At 37.5% G+C, this 15,834-nt stretch carries 13 protein-coding genes and 1 pseudogene; 10 read left to right on the top strand and 4 right to left on the bottom strand.

Going from position 1 to position 15,834, the window contains the following annotated elements; genetic code table 11:
- Nucleotides 1-5: 5 nt before the first annotated feature.
- Nucleotides 6-158, top strand: a complete 153-nt coding sequence (locus tag QRY57_RS27265) for a hypothetical protein (protein ID WP_432804060.1) — start codon at nt 6-8, stop codon at nt 156-158.
- Between the two features lie 366 nt (nt 159-524).
- Here the strand turns inward: QRY57_RS27265 and QRY57_RS26305 are convergent, their stop codons facing one another.
- Together QRY57_RS26305 and map are read right to left on the bottom strand one after the other, a co-directional pair.
- Complete coding sequence (locus tag QRY57_RS26305; RefSeq protein WP_286016509.1) at nt 525-1,925, bottom strand: M28 family metallopeptidase; 1,401 nt, start codon at nt 1,923-1,925, stop codon at nt 525-527.
- Between the two features lie 520 nt (nt 1,926-2,445).
- Nucleotides 2,446-3,243 carry a type I methionyl aminopeptidase gene (gene map / locus QRY57_RS26300; protein ID WP_081811020.1) on the bottom strand — a complete coding sequence of 266 codons (798 nt, stop codon included), beginning with the start codon at nt 3,241-3,243 and terminating at the stop codon, nt 2,446-2,448.
- A 317-nt stretch (nt 3,244-3,560) separates the two neighbouring features.
- Here map and QRY57_RS26295 point away from each other — a divergent pair, with 317 nt between their 5' ends.
- From QRY57_RS26295 to QRY57_RS26270, 6 genes are all read left to right on the top strand, one after another.
- A complete protein-coding gene (locus QRY57_RS26295; protein WP_026591818.1) occupies nt 3,561-4,463 on the top strand; it encodes an ABC transporter ATP-binding protein in 903 nt (300 codons plus the stop codon).
- Nucleotides 4,460-5,194: an ABC transporter permease gene (locus QRY57_RS26290; RefSeq protein ID WP_286016508.1), complete on the top strand. Its 735-nt coding sequence runs from the start codon at nt 4,460-4,462 to the stop codon at nt 5,192-5,194. Before QRY57_RS26295 ends, QRY57_RS26290 begins: the two co-directional genes overlap by 4 nt.
- On the top strand, nt 5,195-6,325 hold the full coding sequence (locus QRY57_RS26285; protein ID WP_286016507.1) for a sensor histidine kinase: 1,131 nt from the start codon (nt 5,195-5,197) through the stop codon (nt 6,323-6,325). It begins immediately after the preceding gene.
- Entirely contained in the window at nt 6,322-6,927 is a 606-nt protein-coding gene (locus QRY57_RS26280) for a response regulator transcription factor (RefSeq protein WP_286016506.1), read from the top strand. The genes QRY57_RS26285 and QRY57_RS26280 overlap by 4 nt, the downstream gene beginning before the upstream one ends.
- Before the next feature lie 712 nt (nt 6,928-7,639).
- A complete protein-coding gene (locus QRY57_RS26275; protein WP_286016505.1) occupies nt 7,640-8,530 on the top strand; it encodes a helix-turn-helix domain-containing protein in 891 nt (296 codons plus the stop codon).
- A 266-nt stretch (nt 8,531-8,796) separates the two neighbouring features.
- A complete protein-coding gene (locus QRY57_RS26270; RefSeq protein ID WP_026591824.1) occupies nt 8,797-8,934 on the top strand; it encodes a quorum-sensing peptide PapR in 138 nt (45 codons plus the stop codon).
- 180 nt (nt 8,935-9,114) lie between these two features.
- On the opposite strand, the gene uvsE is transcribed toward QRY57_RS26270, so the two are convergent.
- Together uvsE and cls are read right to left on the bottom strand one after the other, a co-directional pair.
- The gene (gene uvsE, locus QRY57_RS26265) at nt 9,115-10,068 is read right to left on the bottom strand and encodes a UV DNA damage repair endonuclease UvsE (protein WP_286016504.1); all 954 of its coding nucleotides are present in this window, start codon (nt 10,066-10,068) and stop codon (nt 9,115-9,117) included.
- Between the two features lie 35 nt (nt 10,069-10,103).
- A complete protein-coding gene (gene cls, locus QRY57_RS26260) occupies nt 10,104-11,297 on the bottom strand; it encodes a cardiolipin synthase (RefSeq protein WP_208016625.1) in 1,194 nt (397 codons plus the stop codon).
- A gap of 204 nt (nt 11,298-11,501) precedes the next feature.
- On the opposite strand from cls, the gene QRY57_RS26255 reads away from it, so the two are divergent.
- The 3 genes and pseudogenes from QRY57_RS26255 (at nt 11,502) to QRY57_RS26245 (ending at nt 15,777) form a co-directional block, all read left to right on the top strand.
- Complete coding sequence (locus tag QRY57_RS26255; protein WP_090695122.1) at nt 11,502-13,613, top strand: (Fe-S)-binding protein; 2,112 nt, start codon at nt 11,502-11,504, stop codon at nt 13,611-13,613.
- Between the two features lie 9 nt (nt 13,614-13,622).
- Nucleotides 13,623-14,907, top strand: a pseudogene (locus QRY57_RS26250) (acetyl-CoA C-acetyltransferase).
- Between the two features lie 18 nt (nt 14,908-14,925).
- Nucleotides 14,926-15,777: a 3-hydroxybutyryl-CoA dehydrogenase gene (locus QRY57_RS26245; protein WP_286016503.1), complete on the top strand. Its 852-nt coding sequence runs from the start codon at nt 14,926-14,928 to the stop codon at nt 15,775-15,777.
- Nucleotides 15,778-15,834 lie beyond the last annotated feature (57 nt).

Below are 15,834 nucleotides of genomic sequence, written 5' to 3'. Positions count from 1 at the left end.
AAAGAATGCAACCTGAAGGGGGTTTTTTTATCGGGAAAAGAGAGCGTTTTCAAATCGGGCTCAATCAGCGAATAACATGGTCAACTTTCACAGAGATAAACGGCTCTAAATTGATAAAAAAACCATCTTTAAGAAGTGCATTATCTATTGAAGCATAAGCTTAGAATGGGATTTGGTACCTCATGTAAGCTTATGATTAATGCCATGTTCCATTAAGTTTCGGATGACTGTATAGCTATTTTTATGGCGAAATTAGAAATAATATTTGGTAAAGTTTTGTTCTTGAATGGTTGCAGCGGTAGCTTTTGTTTTTGAAACAAAAACATCAAATTCTTCCAGTCCGGCAAAATTTGATATACCTGCAAGAATCGTTTTTTTATAATAGAAATGCCTTCTTATTAGATAAAATCGTTATTCTTACATTTGGTATTCTACATGATAATACCCCGAAATAAATATGCTTTTATGCATATTTATTTTTTCTCAACAAAAAAAGTCACCATTTTGGGTGACTTTAGTAATAATTAAGCTGCTTTTTCCCCGGTTTGTACAACTGGTTTTTGGAGAATGTCATAGAAGCCAGTACCAATGACATCTAAAGCGATTTTCATACGCTCAGGTGAAATGTTTTCTAGAACGTTATCTTGCGGTGTATGGTATACCTTTTCAATATGATAGATAAGCGGGTCCCAGCTATCTACTCCCATCCAAATGAACAGAGCTGCAGGGATGCCAGCATAAGCAAACGGTACATGGTCACTAGAACCGAATTTTCCTTGAAGAACAAGGTCATTATTTAATTGTTTACCAGCATTTAGTGCAGCATCCGTTACAAGATTCGTAGATCCATCTAGAGTCATTGCATATAAATTTTTTGCTTTCTCATAGTTTGTTGCGACCATATCAGCATTAAACACACCTAAAATACGATCGCGTTCTGTTTGTGATAAGTTGTCAACGTAATGTTCAGATCCAAGTAGTCCCATTTCTTCTGATCCAAAAGCAATAAAACGGATTTCCTTGTCAGTTTCTACATTTTGAAATGCGCGAGCTAATTCTAATAATAAGCCGGTTCCAGAGGCATTGTCGTTTGCTCCTGGTGCTCCAGCAACACTGTCATAATGGGAACTTACGATAACAGCTTTTTCATTTCCAGTGCTGTTCTTTGGTTTCTTTTTCGCGATAACATTTAGAGATTGTAGGTTTGATTCATGTCGTGCTTTTAAAGAAAGGATTTCACTCCCTTTTTTCGTTAATTCCTCTTTGAAGGCATTACCTTGTGCATATGCAAGACCGAATACAGGGATTGACTGTTTTTTCGTTAATCTTGGATTGAAAGTTTGTCCATAGTTACCGCGGCCGCCAATTAAACTATATAAGAGGACACCCTTTGCACCTTTTGTAACGGCATTTTCTACTTGTTTGTTGTAGTCTGCTACTGTGGCACCTCTTTCAAATAAGACAATTTTCCCGTTTACCTCATTTGGAATTTCGTTTAGGTTTGTCCCATTTGGTACAAAAATGAGGGGAGCGGTAACGGCCTCAGTAGAAATTAAAGCATTCGGGGCAGCCCCTGCTTGCCAATTTTTTGAACGAGATAAAGGAGAATCAATAAATCCGACATATTGATCTGGTACAGAAAATGGTTGATATTCTACTTCATATCCCATTGACTGTAATTTCATCCCAACATAGCGAGAAGCCCATTTTTCTGATTGTGTACCACCAGGGCGCGGGCCAATTGTTTCTGATAAAAAACGGATGTGTTCGATTGCGCGGTTAGCATCAACTTGTCCTGTAATAGATGGAGTTTTGATAGTTTCTGTTGGGGAATCAGCTTTTGCTTGTCCAATTGGAGCTAGGCTGACAGCGAGTGTTGCAGCAAGCAAAGAGCTTACTATTTTTTGTTTCAATGTTCTCTTCATATATTCCTCTCCTATTCTTCTATTCTATATGAATGACAAAAGAAGACGGATAACGACTTTATTTTATCTCTTTTTTTTGTATTTTCAATCAGTTTAGGTTGAGAAATAAAAGTAAAGCCAAATGAAAACAGAGAGAAAAGAATTGCACGTCGCTTTTTCAATTAGATGTCGAAAAATTAAAATAGATTTATATAGAATAGTTCCATATGCATATTTGCATATTTTTAGAGAGAATGTATATGCTATCATTTTAGACAAAGGTTTGCTTTCTTGTTTTGAAAGCCCCTAAATTGCATGTCTAGTGTACCCAAATTTTAGATTATGTAGAAGAGAAAAAGAAATCTATGGTGGGGTTTCTTTTTCTCATGCCAGAACCTTTTGAAAACGATAATTGTCATGTTTCCACATTGCATGATGATCATCTGTAGATGTAAGGCATCCATATGAAAAAAGAGAAATCAGTTTGATTTCTCTTTTTTTTGTATAGAAAAAGGAACGCTATTTGCATTCCTTTTATCCTTTACAGTTCAGTTAAAATAATTGGCTCACCACGTGTTACGACAACTGTATGTTCACATTGTGCAACAAGGCTTTTATCTGGTGTTACAAATGTCCAGCCATCATCACCGCGTTCAATAATATGGTCAGCTTTCATGGAAATGAAAGGCTCTACAGCTATAACAAGCCCATCTTTAAGAAGCGCGTTATCCATTGGATCATAGTAGCTTAAAATATGGTTTGGTGCCTCATGTAAGCTAAGCCCGATACCATGACCTGTTAAGTTTTGGATAACAGCATAGCCATTTTTATGGGCAAAGTTAGAAACTGCACGACCGATTTGGTTTTGTTTTGAACCAGCTTTTACTTTTTTCATTGCTGCCCAAAATGCGTCTACTGCAGCTTGGCAAAGTTTTTCTTTTTCTTCATCTTGCCCAAGAACAAAAGAAATACCTGTATCCGCATAATAACCGTCAAGTGCCGCGGACACATCAACGTTTACTAAGTCGCCTTCTTTTAATGCTTGATCTTTTGGAATACCGTGGGCAACTTCTTCATTTACACTAATACAAGTTACACCTGGAAAATCATATTCTTTTTCAGGTGCAGAAATGGCACCGTGCTCATCTAATACTTTTTTGCCGATCAAATCAAGTTCTTTCGTTGTCATACCTGGCTTCGCTTGCTTTTTCATTTCTTCACGTGCAAGCGCAACAACACGGCCAATTTTTCGTAAACCTTCTAAATCCTTCTCATTACGAATGATCATAAAAAAAACCACTGTCCTTCCTCGAATATATATCTTACACGATTGTATCATGTTTATTTTTGTCCTGCTACTGGCGTGCGGCTCATATGCTTTTTGGGGCGCTTCGAAGGGGGATGTGATCTCATAGAGATAGTCCCCAGAATAATACTTCCCCCTCAAAACTCGGAGAAAGCAGAGAAGGAAGGTGAGAGATCAACTGCCAGTTAATACCCAATTAGTGAGTGCTAATAATCTGTAGAGATCAACTTGCCTGCTTATGAAATTTTCACTTTATGACAATTGTCATATTCATATCATGACGTATTTTACTGTTTTCCATCTCTTCCAATTTATACAATGTAAATATAAGGAATGACGGAGGTGGAGAGATGGAAAAGATTATTGAAGTAAATAATGTTTCAAAAACATTTAAACATAAAAAGGCTGTAAATAATGTTTCATTTCATGTAGAGAAGGGGCAGATTGTTGCGCTTCTTGGACCAAATGGTGCAGGGAAAACAACAACGATTTCAATGATGCTTGGATTAAAGGATCCATCAGAAGGAAGTGTTTCTATATTTGGGAAAAGTCCAAAGCATCGAGATGTTCGCAATCGCTTTGGTGCCATGCTGCAAGAGGTGAGCGTGATTGATAGTATATCAGTTGGTGAGGCAATTGATTTGTTTCGTAGTTACTATACGAATCCAGTTGCAAAAGATACATTGCTTCAGTTATCAAACTTAGAATCAGAAAAAAAACAGCGGTGTGAAAAGTTATCAGGTGGTCAGAAAAGACGTTTGAATTTTGCGCTCGCACTTGCTGGAAATCCCGATTTATTATTTTTAGATGAACCGACTGTAGGCATGGACATCACATCTAGAAAGGCTTTCTGGGAAACAATTCGAAGGTTAGCAAGTGAAGGGAAAACGATTATTTTAACAACGCATTATCTAGAAGAAGCTGATGCACTATCAGATCGCATTTTATTATTTGCAAACGGAAAAATCATTGCGGATGGGACCCCAGAGGAAATGAAGGCAACGATTTCTCAAAAAACCATTTCATTTTATGCAAAAGAAAAAATCCCTACAGATTTGCTGAAAGAATTACCGCATGTTAAAGCAGTACAGTTTCATGAACAGCGTGTTATTCTCACAACGGATGATACGGATGCTACATTGCAAGCAATTTATCAAAAGAGCTTACCTATTACAGATGTTTCTGTTGAACGTGGAAGCCTTGACGAGGCGTTTGAACAGTTTGTTGCAAATCAAAAGGAGGGAATCGCATGAAAGCATTATGGATGCAATGCAAAATAGAGATTTTACGTACATTCCGCAATAAATTATTTATCTTTTTCTCACTATTAATGCCAGTGATGTTCTATTACATTTTTACGAATGTTATTCAAGTACCACAAAACGGAGATGCTTGGAAAGCACATTATTTAATTTCGATGGCTACTTTCAGTATTGTAGGAACAGCACTTTTTAGTTTCGGAGTGAGACTTTCACAAGAAAAGGGGCAGGGGTGGACACATCTTTTAAAAATTACGCCACTTCCAGAGGGTGCATATTTAACGGCTAAAATTATTTCTCAAACGGTGGTAAATGCATTTTCAATACTTGAGATCTTTATTGCAGGTATGCTAATTAATAACGTAGAGTTAACGGTAGGACAATGGATTGGTGCTGGATTGTGGCTATTACTAGGTGTCACACCATTTTTAGCGCTAGGAACGGTTATTGGTTCCATTAAGAAAGCAGATGCAGCTGCGGGGCTTGCTAACATTTTAAATATGAGTTTAGCGGTGTTAGGTGGTTTATGGATGCCGATCGAAGTTTTTCCAAAGGTATTAAGAACAATCGGAGAATGGACACCAACATACCATTTTGGAAGTGGTGCTTGGGATATTGTTGATGGTAAATCGATAGGATGGGAAAATATCGCGATTTTAGGAGGTTATTTCCTTATCTTTGTTGTAATATCAATATATATAAGAAAGAGACAGGAAGCGGTATAAATGACAGAAAAGAAGCAGTTTGAATTTTTTCCAAAACATATGGGTTTTTTCCCATATATGTGGTTTGTGTATCTACTATTTCCGATTTACAATTTAACGCAAGAATCGGGTTGGAGGCTTTTAGCCGGAATCGGTATGCTAGTGGTTTTTGTCATTGCATACCGTCAACTTTATTTTGTTAAAGAGACATTTATTTTATGGGCATGTATTCAAATTGTAATTATATTCATATTCTCTGCAATTTATAATCCATTTATGATATTTTTTGGATTTTACACTGCCAGTGCAATAGGATTTGCACCAACAAAAAAATCATTTCGAGTATTACTTGCCCTTTTAGTAGTAATGATCGGTACTTTTTTATTTGTGAATATAGATCAGTTAACCAAGACTAGTTTAATCAATATGATTCCAATGTTTATCTTAATGCTTCTTACACCATTTGGTATGCGTAACTTTAATCAAAAAAAAATGTTGAAAATGCAATTAAACGAAGCCAATGAACAAATTAAAGATTTAGTAAAACGTGAAGAACGTCAGCGAATTGCAAGGGACCTTCACGATACGCTAGGACATACATTATCTCTTATTACTTTAAAAAGTCAGCTTGTTGAGAAGCTGATTGTGAAAAATCCAGAGCGTGCTAGTCTTGAGGCAAAGGAGATAACGCAAACATCGCGCATAGCTTTAAAGCAGCTTAGGGAATTAATTTCTGATATGCGAATGATTACAGTTGAAGAGGAGCTTGAGCAAATAAAGGCGATTCTGCAAGCTGCTAATATTTCACTAGAGGTAAAGCAGAAAGCGAATAGCAGTGCATTATCACCGCTTGAACAAAATATTTTAGGGATGTGTTTGCGAGAAGCAGTAACGAATGTTGTAAAGCATAGTAAGGCGACGGCATGTACGGTTTCTTTATTTGAAACGCAAGGAGAACTGATTTTGCAGGTGAAAGATAATGGAGTGGGATTACAAAAGCAGAGTCATGATGGGAATGGTATCTTAGGTATGAAAGAACGTCTGGCACTTATTGATGGAGGACTTGAACTAAAGGCGCTGCATCCAGGGACGATTTTAATAGTGAAAGTTCCAATTGTAATTAGAACAGGAAAAGATGAGGTGAGAGCATGATTCGAATTATTATTGCTGAAGATCAAAGAATGCTTCGGGGAGCGCTCGGGGCTCTGCTTGATTTAGAAGACGACATTGAAGTGGTTGGGCAAGCAGAGAACGGTGAAGAAGCTTTAAAATTAATTGAAAAGTTGCAGCCGGATGTAAGTATTATGGATATTGAAATGCCAATTCAGAGCGGGTTGGATGTTGCGGAAGAATTGCAGAAAAAGAAGAAATCTTCATGTAGAATAATGATTTTAACAACATTTGCACGCCCAGGTTATTTTGAAAGAGCGATGAAAGCAGAGGTTCATGGGTATTTATTAAAGGATAGTCCAAGTGAAGATTTAGCGGCAGCGATTCGTAATGTGATGAAGGGGAAACGAGAGATTTCTCCTGAATTAATGTTTGGGCTATGGCAAGAACAAAATCCGTTATCAGATCGTGAAAAAGATGTGCTTCGCTTAGCAAAAGAGGGAAAAACAGCAAATGAAATTGCGAAGACGTTGTATCTTTCATCTGGTACTGTGAGGAACTATATTTCAGATGTGTTAACAAAATTAAGTGCGAAAAACCGAATTGAAGCAATTACGATTGCGGAAGAAAAGGGATGGATATAAAAAAGATGTTTACCGGTTATAGTGGTAAACATCTTTTTATTCTTTTTTTTTTGAACCTCTATCACTAAAATGTAAAGTCTATGACATAATATAGATTTTACTTCATTTTTCGACAAAAAATTTGTTATAGTAAGATTAGGTTGCTGTTCTAGATTTTGGGTAACCTTACCACTAATTGTCTTAATTACCCCATGTTTATCTACTTGAGCAATGATGTCTTGGTCATATATTTCATCATTTTTATATGATTGGGAAAGACATACTTCGGTTTGATTTTCTTGTAGGTTGAAATTCAACATCTTTTCAGTGGTAACTTGTTTTTGTTACGCGTTAACCTCTTGTACTTCATCTTTTAAGTATTTTTAGCAATATTTCCTATTGTTACGTTTTGTGGTTGAGTTTATTTACTAATTATCAAGCTAGGTTGAGTAACTTCAATGTTCACTTCATTGTTATCAATTTTTGGGGCACGATAACTGCTGCTACATAATAAGGGATAGAATAGAACAGAAGTAAGGAATATACTAGCAATTTTTATATTATTCATCTCTAACATTTGGAGTCTTGTATTTGTATAAGATGATTTACAAGAAAGGTGTGCTAAATGATATATATTATGCAATATTTCATGTCTAAAAGTGCCGAAAAACTATTATTGTAGTGGTATGACAACTTAAAAAGTTAGATTTCTGTAATGGGATGGTGAGCGATTATGCACGCAGAAAAGCTGGGAGCTGAAATAAAGAAAATTAGAATGTTAAGAGGTTTAACACAAAAGCAGTTGTCTGAGAATATATGTCATCAATCAGAAGTAAGCAGGATTGAGTCAGGAACGGTATATCCAAGTATGGATATACTGCAAGGGATTGCAGCAAAGCTAAGGGTTCCCATTATTCATTTTTATGAGGTTCTTCTTTATTCTGATCTCGAAAGAAAGAAAAAGTTTAAGAATCAAATCCAATTATTGTGTAAGAAGAAGCAGTATGATGAAATTCATAAAATTGTTTCAGAGGAGTTAAAGAAAGAAGAATGTCATCCTGAATTTAAGCAATTTCTTCTATGGTATTATCATTTATCTTCTTATGCTTTAAAGAAAGTCAATTTTGAATACTGCATCTCAGAGCTGAAAAATATAATCCATCGGCAATATGTTGGGGTAGATGTGTTTCAAAATTTATATATCGAAAATTCGATTGCTATTATTTATGCAGAAAATAACCATTTAGAAAAAGCTATTACATTATTTCAAGATATTTTACAACAGCTGGAGTCATTGCAGAGTGATCAAGATTTTGTTGTTAAGGTTCGATATAATTATGCGAAAGCTTTATGTTTAAATAATGAATATGCGAAGTCGCTTCAGCAAGTAGATAAAGCAATTGAAACGTCGCGACTTATTGGGAGTATGCAGCTTCTTGGGCAACTGTACTATCAAAAGGGAGAGTGCTTAGAGAAATTAATTTATCCGCCAAGTGAAATTACAGTTGTTTATGAAAAGGCTTTATTATTTTTTGATTTACTAGATTTACATTCTCAAAAAGAGATATTATTAGCAAAAATGGGATTAGCTGATTGTAATGAACAGACAATATTCTCTAGCTAATTAAATTTATCCCGCTATTCGTGAGCAGTAATTCCCCCACTTCAAGATTAAGAGAGAAAAGAGGAAGATAGGTGGAAGATAACTGCCCGTAAAAGCCCAGTCGGTGAGGGCTAACAATCAGTGTGGAATGAAGAGTACTCCCATTGATGGAAGTTTCATTCTATATTTTTAAATAATGAAACCATAAGAGAATATGCATAATTGCATTTTTAAAAGAAATTATTTCATGATATATTTAAAGAAAATAGAGCATAGGGTGATGAGTGATGAAAAAAATTCTTGCATGCGGTTTAATGGCAATGGCAATGCTAGCTGGTATTGCATTCGGAGTGAGTCAAGATCACGCATTAACAAATCAACAGGAACAAGTACAATTAGCTTCAGATATGCCATTTGAACATTAAGATAAAAAAAGAACCCAAGTGAGGGTTCTTTATTTTTGTTAGGGATAAAAGTGTTAGATAATTCAAAGCTCTTGAATGTGTAGTCAACGGTTTAGATATGTAAGAATGATTATTATTCCTTGCTCTTAACACCTTCGGTAATCACACTAAAGAGAAGAGAATCGTGAAACAGCGTTACAATTACCATTGTAACGTTGCGCTGCTTATTCGTTTCATTCCTCTTATAGAAGCAAGTTCATCTACTAGCTGAAAAAGTGCTAAATCTTTTTGTTTACTCTCAATCATAATGTCAAAATCTTGATTTACTGCATTGGCAATATGTAAAAAGGGATTTATAAATGCAGTATCAATATAATTAGCGTGGGATCTGAATTCCTTCTCTGATTTTGGTGAAGAAATATGGATCTTAGGAATGGTATTTGTATGATTCCATGTTTCGAAAATAGCTGGTAGTAGTGTCTCTAACGGTTCATCACAAAGATTTGCCATGTGATGATGATAATCAAATACAAAAGGGATTCTTTCTTGCTTACAAACGGCTAATGTTTCAGAGGCTGTATAGGTTTTATCATCATTTTCAAGTGTCATTTGCTGTTTGATATGGAAAGGGAGCTTTTTTAAGTTTTCATGAAAGCGCAGTAAAGCTTTCTCTTTGTTACCGTATGCACCTCCAATATGAATGTTAATGTAGGAAGAGTCTGCGAGTCCCATTGCATCTAATACGTTATAGTGATACATCATATCTAAAACCGCATTGTCTGTAACATGAGGTTTTTCACTTGTAAATAATGTGAACTGATTTGGATGAAAGCTGACTCGTAAGTTATACTCTTGAATTAATTCCCCCATCTTACGCCAAAATGGTGTGAATATATCGATATAATTAAAATCAACTTCAGGGTGGGTGGCGAGTGGGACGATAGAAGATGATAATCGGTATAATGGAATTTCATGTGCGATATTGTAATGCAGGATACGTAATGTATGTATAAGGTTTTGCATTGTAATGTTATATAATTTTTCTTCTCGTTCCTGTTTGCCAAGCTTTTTCCACGTTGTAAATGTCATTGTTTTAGCAGGGGAACAGTCCCACAAAGCAACTGCATGTGAGACATACCCAAAGCGCATAATCATCTGCCATACCCCCGTTAATTATTAAAAGTTTCATTTCATAAGAAAAATGCTAGTAACGTTCCAATCCATTCTTTTCCTTTATCAACAAGGGAAAGAGAGGAGACATCTTTCCAAGTAAGCAATGTAGACCCTTCAATATCTTTGCTAATTTGAACCTTAATTTCTTGTATAAAAGCTGAGTCATACAGGAGACAATTTATTTCATGATTAATATATAAGCTTCTCATATCAAAATTAGCTGTTCCGATATCGCAAATATGATTATCTACCATAATAATTTTTGCATGAAAAAACCCTTGTTGAAATTCATAAATGTTACATCCTACTTTCATCAATTTCCGGCAGTATGGTAGTTTAGCTTCGCGAACGAGCGGGTGGTCTGCTTTTTTAGGAACGAGAATCGTAATGCGAACACCTCGTTTCTTTGCTTGTAATAATGCATTCATTACTATTTTTCCCGGAACAAAATAGGGTGTGCCAATGTATAATTCTTCTTTTGCACTTTCAATCAGTGATACAAATGTTTCCTGTAAATAAGCACCGTCTGTTGGAATAAAGCGGTGCAATATAGGACCTGGTAGTTGTTTGGGGAAAAGCGCCACTTCTTCTAGTAAATCTTCATTCGTATCATCGCGCCAATCGTGCAAAAATTGTTTTTGTAAATCTTGTACGCCTTCTCCAGTTAGGCGTAAATGATAATCACGCCAAAGGCCAAGTTCTGGATCACGCCCTAAATATTCTTCTCCGATGTTGAATCCCCCGATGTAGCCAATCTTTCCGTCGATAATCGTAATTTTTCTATGATTTCTTTGGTTTGCAGAAAAAAAGAGAAAAGGGATCTTGATTTTATGACAATATGAAAAAGATACACCGTGTTGTCGCATTGAGCGAATCGCCTCATCTGATAAATGATGGCTTCCTATACGATCGAGAAGTAGACGTACTTCTATCCCTTGTTTTGCTTTTTCAGTGAGAAGTTGTAAAAAGGTGTGACTAATTTCATCATTTTTGACAATGAAAAATAGAATATGTATATGGTGTTTTGCCTCCTGTATATCCAGAAATAAATCATTATATAAATTTGTTCCCCATGTATACAATTTAAAATTGCCGCGTCGTAAAGGAAAAGGACGGGGCTTTACTTTTTTTAAATGATGTGTTCTTCCGAGCAAAAAGTCGAGTGAGACCCATATGATTAAGCCTATTAGTAAGAGAGATAAAAAGACCATTATCAAATTACCTCCTGCGAATTCATTTTTATAGTTTCACCTAAATAAACAGCTTTATGAAAAAATATTGTGTTGTATAACAAAAAACTGTTGACTGAATGCTCACTCATTATATAATGAGGATAGAGAATATAATTCAGAAAATTATTTATTTTCGAAGATTCTAAAAGAAAGAGGGCTTACAAAGAGAGGGGTAGCATAAAAATGAATAGTTTACTGATCATTAATTGGCTGGCTGCCATTGCTGTTATTGCTTATGCGGGATATTTGTTTGTATATCTTATACGGACGAGGATGGCCTACATACAACTAGGAAAAAAGGTAGAATTTGACCGCCGCTTTAAAGAGCGATGGGATCTCCTGAAGGTCAACGTTTTCGGCCAAAAAAAATTGCTGAAAGATAAAAAAAGCGGCATCATGCACGTTATGTTTTTTTACGGATTTATTCTTGTCCAATTCGGAGCAATTGACTTCATTTGGAAAGGACTCGCACCAGGATCACATCTTCCACTTGGACCACTATACCCTGCATTTACATTCTTCCAGGAAATTGTCACACTTATGATTTTAATCGCAGTTTTTTGGGCTTTTCATAGAAGGTATGTTGAAAAGCTTGTTCGTTTAAAACGTAATTTTAAATCGGGCCTTGTTCTTATTTTTATTGGAGGCTTAATGCTTTCTGTACTACTTGGTAACGGCATGGGCATTATATGGCACGGTGAGGAGCTTTCATGGAGCGAACCAATTGCTTCTGGAATCGCTTACGTTTTTTCGGGAATAAATGAAACCGTAGCCATTTCGGTGTTCTATTTTTCTTGGTGGGTGCATCTACTTATTTTGTTAACATTTTTAGTTTATGTACCACAATCAAAACACGCTCATTTAATTGCTGGACCGGCCAATGTATTTTTTAGCCGTCTTTCTAATCCAGGAAAACTTGAAAAAATTGATTTTGAAGATGAAACACAAGAAACATTTGGTGTTGGAAAAATTGAAGACTTTAGACAGACACAACTTATTGATTTATACGCTTGTGTAGAATGCGGACGCTGTACGAGTATGTGCCCGGCAACAGGGACAGGCAAGATGCTGTCGCCAATGGATTTAATTTTAAAGCTTCGCGATCATTTAACTGATAAGGGAGCAGCGGTGACATCAAAGGTACCGTGGGTTCCGGCAGTTGCATTTAACAATACTCAAGGAAATCAGTTAGCGATGATGACGGCTGGTCAAGGACAACAGGAGTCAGCTGCTACGGCGCTTTCATATGATCCGAGTTTAATCGGGGATGTCATTACAGAAGAAGAAATTTGGGCATGTACAACGTGCCGTAACTGCGAAGACCAGTGCCCTGTTATGAATGAGCATGTTGATAAAATTATTGATCTACGTCGTTATCTTGTTTTAACAGAAGGAAAGATGGATGCGGAAGCGCAGCGTGCAATGACAAATATTGAACGCCAAGGAAATCCGTGGGGGCTGAATCGTAAAGAGCGCGAAACATGGCGACAAGGTGATGATGAAGTAACGGTTCCGACTGTGAAAGAGAAAACGAAAGCTGGCGAAGAATTTGAATATTTATTCTGGGTTGGCTCTATGGGATCGTATGATAATCGCAGTCAGAAAATTGCGATATCGTTTGCGAAGCTGATGAATAAAGCAGGCATATCATTTGCGATTCTTGGTAACAAAGAAAAGAACTCTGGAGATACACCACGCCGCCTTGGAAATGAGTTCGTATTCCAAGAGATGGCTACAAAGAACATTGAAGAGTTTGAAAAAGCAGGTGTGAAGAAAATTGTTACGATTGATCCGCATGCCTATAACACATTTAAAAATGAGTATCCAGACTTTGGCTTACAAGCAGAAGTCTATCACCATACAGAATTATTAGCGCAGTGGGTGAAAGAAGGGCGATTAGAGCCGGTTCACCGTATTGAAGAGACGATTACGTATCATGACTCCTGTTATTTAGGAAGATACAACGAAGTATATGAAGCACCGCGTAGTATTTTAAAAGCAATTCCAGGTGTGAAAGTTGTTGAAATGGAGCGTAATCGTGAAACTGGCATGTGCTGCGGCGCAGGCGGCGGACTTATGTGGATGGAAGAAACAACTGGTTCGCGCATTAACGTTGCCCGTACAGAGCAGGCGCTTGCTGTGAAACCGTCAATTATTGGTACAGGATGTCCGTATTGCTTAACGATGATTAGTGACGGTACGAAAGCAAAAGAAGTAGAAGAGCAAGTTCAGACACTTGATGTAACAGAAATTCTAGAACGCTCTGTAATTGGACCTAAAAAAGAAGCTATGTAGTACGTAAGAATCTATACAACTTTAGAAAGAGGTGCAAGATTTGCACCTCTTCTCAGCGTAGGAGTACCGAGCGTGCGCTCGGCGCCGAAAAAAAGAAATGGGGGAAATAAACGTGGTAAGAACAGTTATTTTAAGTGCTGCAAGAACACCGGTTGGAAAATTTGGGGGATCTTTAAAGGATGTTAAAGCAACGGAACTTGGAGGAATTGCGATTAAAGCTGCGCTTGAACGAGCGAATGTTGCTGCAAATGATGTTGAAGAAGTTATATTTGGAGCGGTGATTCAAGGCGGACAGGGGCAAATTCCTTCGCGCCAGGCAGCAAGAGAAGCTGGACTTCCTTGGGAAACTCGTACAGAAACAGTGAATAAAGTTTGTGCATCGGGACTACGTGCTGTGACGTTAGCGGATCAAGTTATTCGCACTGGGGATCAAACGCTTATTGTAGCGGGTGGAATGGAATCGATGAGCAATAGTCCTTATATTCTACAAGGTGCCCGCTGGGGATATCGGATGGGACATAATCAAGTTGCTGATTTAAATATAGTAGATGGCTTAACATGTTCATTTTCTGGTATACATATGGGCGTGTATGGCGGGGAAGTCGCGAAGGAGGATGGAATCTCTCGCGAAGCGCAAGATGAATGGGCGTACCGTAGTCATCAGCGCGCAGTTGCTGCGCAAAAAGAAGGAAGATTTGAAGAAGAAATCGTTTCTGTTTCAGTACCGCAGCGCAAAGGAGATCCGATTGTTGTTACAAAAGATGAAGCGCCACGTGAGGATACAACAATTGAAAAGTTAGCGAAATTAAAACCTGTATTTGATCCGGCAGCAACAGTAACAGCTGGGAATGCACCTGGATTAAATGACGGCGGGGCAGCGCTTGTATTAATGAGCGAAGACAGAGCGCAGCAAGAAGGAAGAAAACCGTTAGCGACAATTTTAGCGCATACAGCCATTGCAGTAGAAGCAAAGGATTTCCCAAGAACGCCAGGTTATGCGATTAACGAACTTTTGAAACAAACAGGTAAGACTGTGGATGAGATTGACTTATTTGAGATTAACGAAGCCTTTGCAGCAGTTGCAATTGCGAGTGCAAATATTGCAGGAATTGATCCGGAGAAAATTAACGTAAATGGCGGCGCGGTTGCGATGGGTCATCCAATTGGAGCAAGCGGAGCGCGGATTATTGTAACGCTTATTCATGCGCTGAAGCAGCGCGGCGGTGGAATTGGAATTGCATCGATTTGCAGCGGTGGCGGTCAAGGCGACGCGATTATGATTGAGGTTCATTAATAAAAAGGGGGAGAAAAAATGAGTGTACAAAAAATTGTTGTAATCGGTGCGGGGCAAATGGGTTCAGGTATTGCACAGGTGTGTGCGATGGCAGGATATGATGTGTATATGCAAGATTTGAAGCAAGACCAATTAGATCGGGGATTATCCATTATTACAAAAAACTTAGCACGCCAAGTAGAAAAAGGACGCATGGATGAAGAGTCAAAGGAAGCAACTTTAAATCGTCTTACTGCGACGCTTGAATTGAATTGTGTAAAAGAAGCGGATCTTGTCATTGAGGCAGCCGTTGAGAAAATGGATATTAAAAAGAAAATTTTCGCGAATTTAGATGAAATTGCACCAGAACATACAATTTTGGCAACAAATACATCTTCCTTACCAATTACCGAAATCGCAGCGGTAACAAACCGCCCAGAGAGAGTAATCGGTATGCACTTTATGAATCCAGTTCCAGTGATGAAGCTTGTTGAAATTATCCGCGGGCTTGCAACAGACGATGCGGTATACGAAACAATCGAAGACATTACAAAGAAAATCGGAAAAGTACCTGTTGAAGTAAATGACTTCCCTGGATTTGTTTCTAACCGTATTTTATTACCGATGATCAATGAAGCGATTTATACGCTATATGAAGGTGTGGCGACAAAAGAAGCGATTGATGAAGTAATGAAGCTTGGTATGAATCACCCTATGGGACCACTGACGTTAGCGGATTTTATCGGCTTAGATACGTGTTTATACATTATGGAAGTTCTGCATGAAGGACTAGGAGATAGTAAGTATCGCCCATGTCCATTATTACGTAAGTATGTAAATGCAGGGTGGTTAGGAAGAAAAACAGGACGCGGTTTCTACGTATACGAGTAAGCAAGATAAGGTAGATCTCCCTCTTTTTTACAAAGTAGTGGTCTTACCAGGAAGGTG

It is taken from the genome of Bacillus arachidis (assembly GCF_030285945.1).
GTDB classification, from domain to species: domain Bacteria; phylum Bacillota; class Bacilli; order Bacillales; family Bacillaceae_G; genus Bacillus_A; species Bacillus_A arachidis.
Note: the sequence above shows the minus strand (reverse complement) of the source record. Positions and strands in the feature narration are given on the sequence as shown.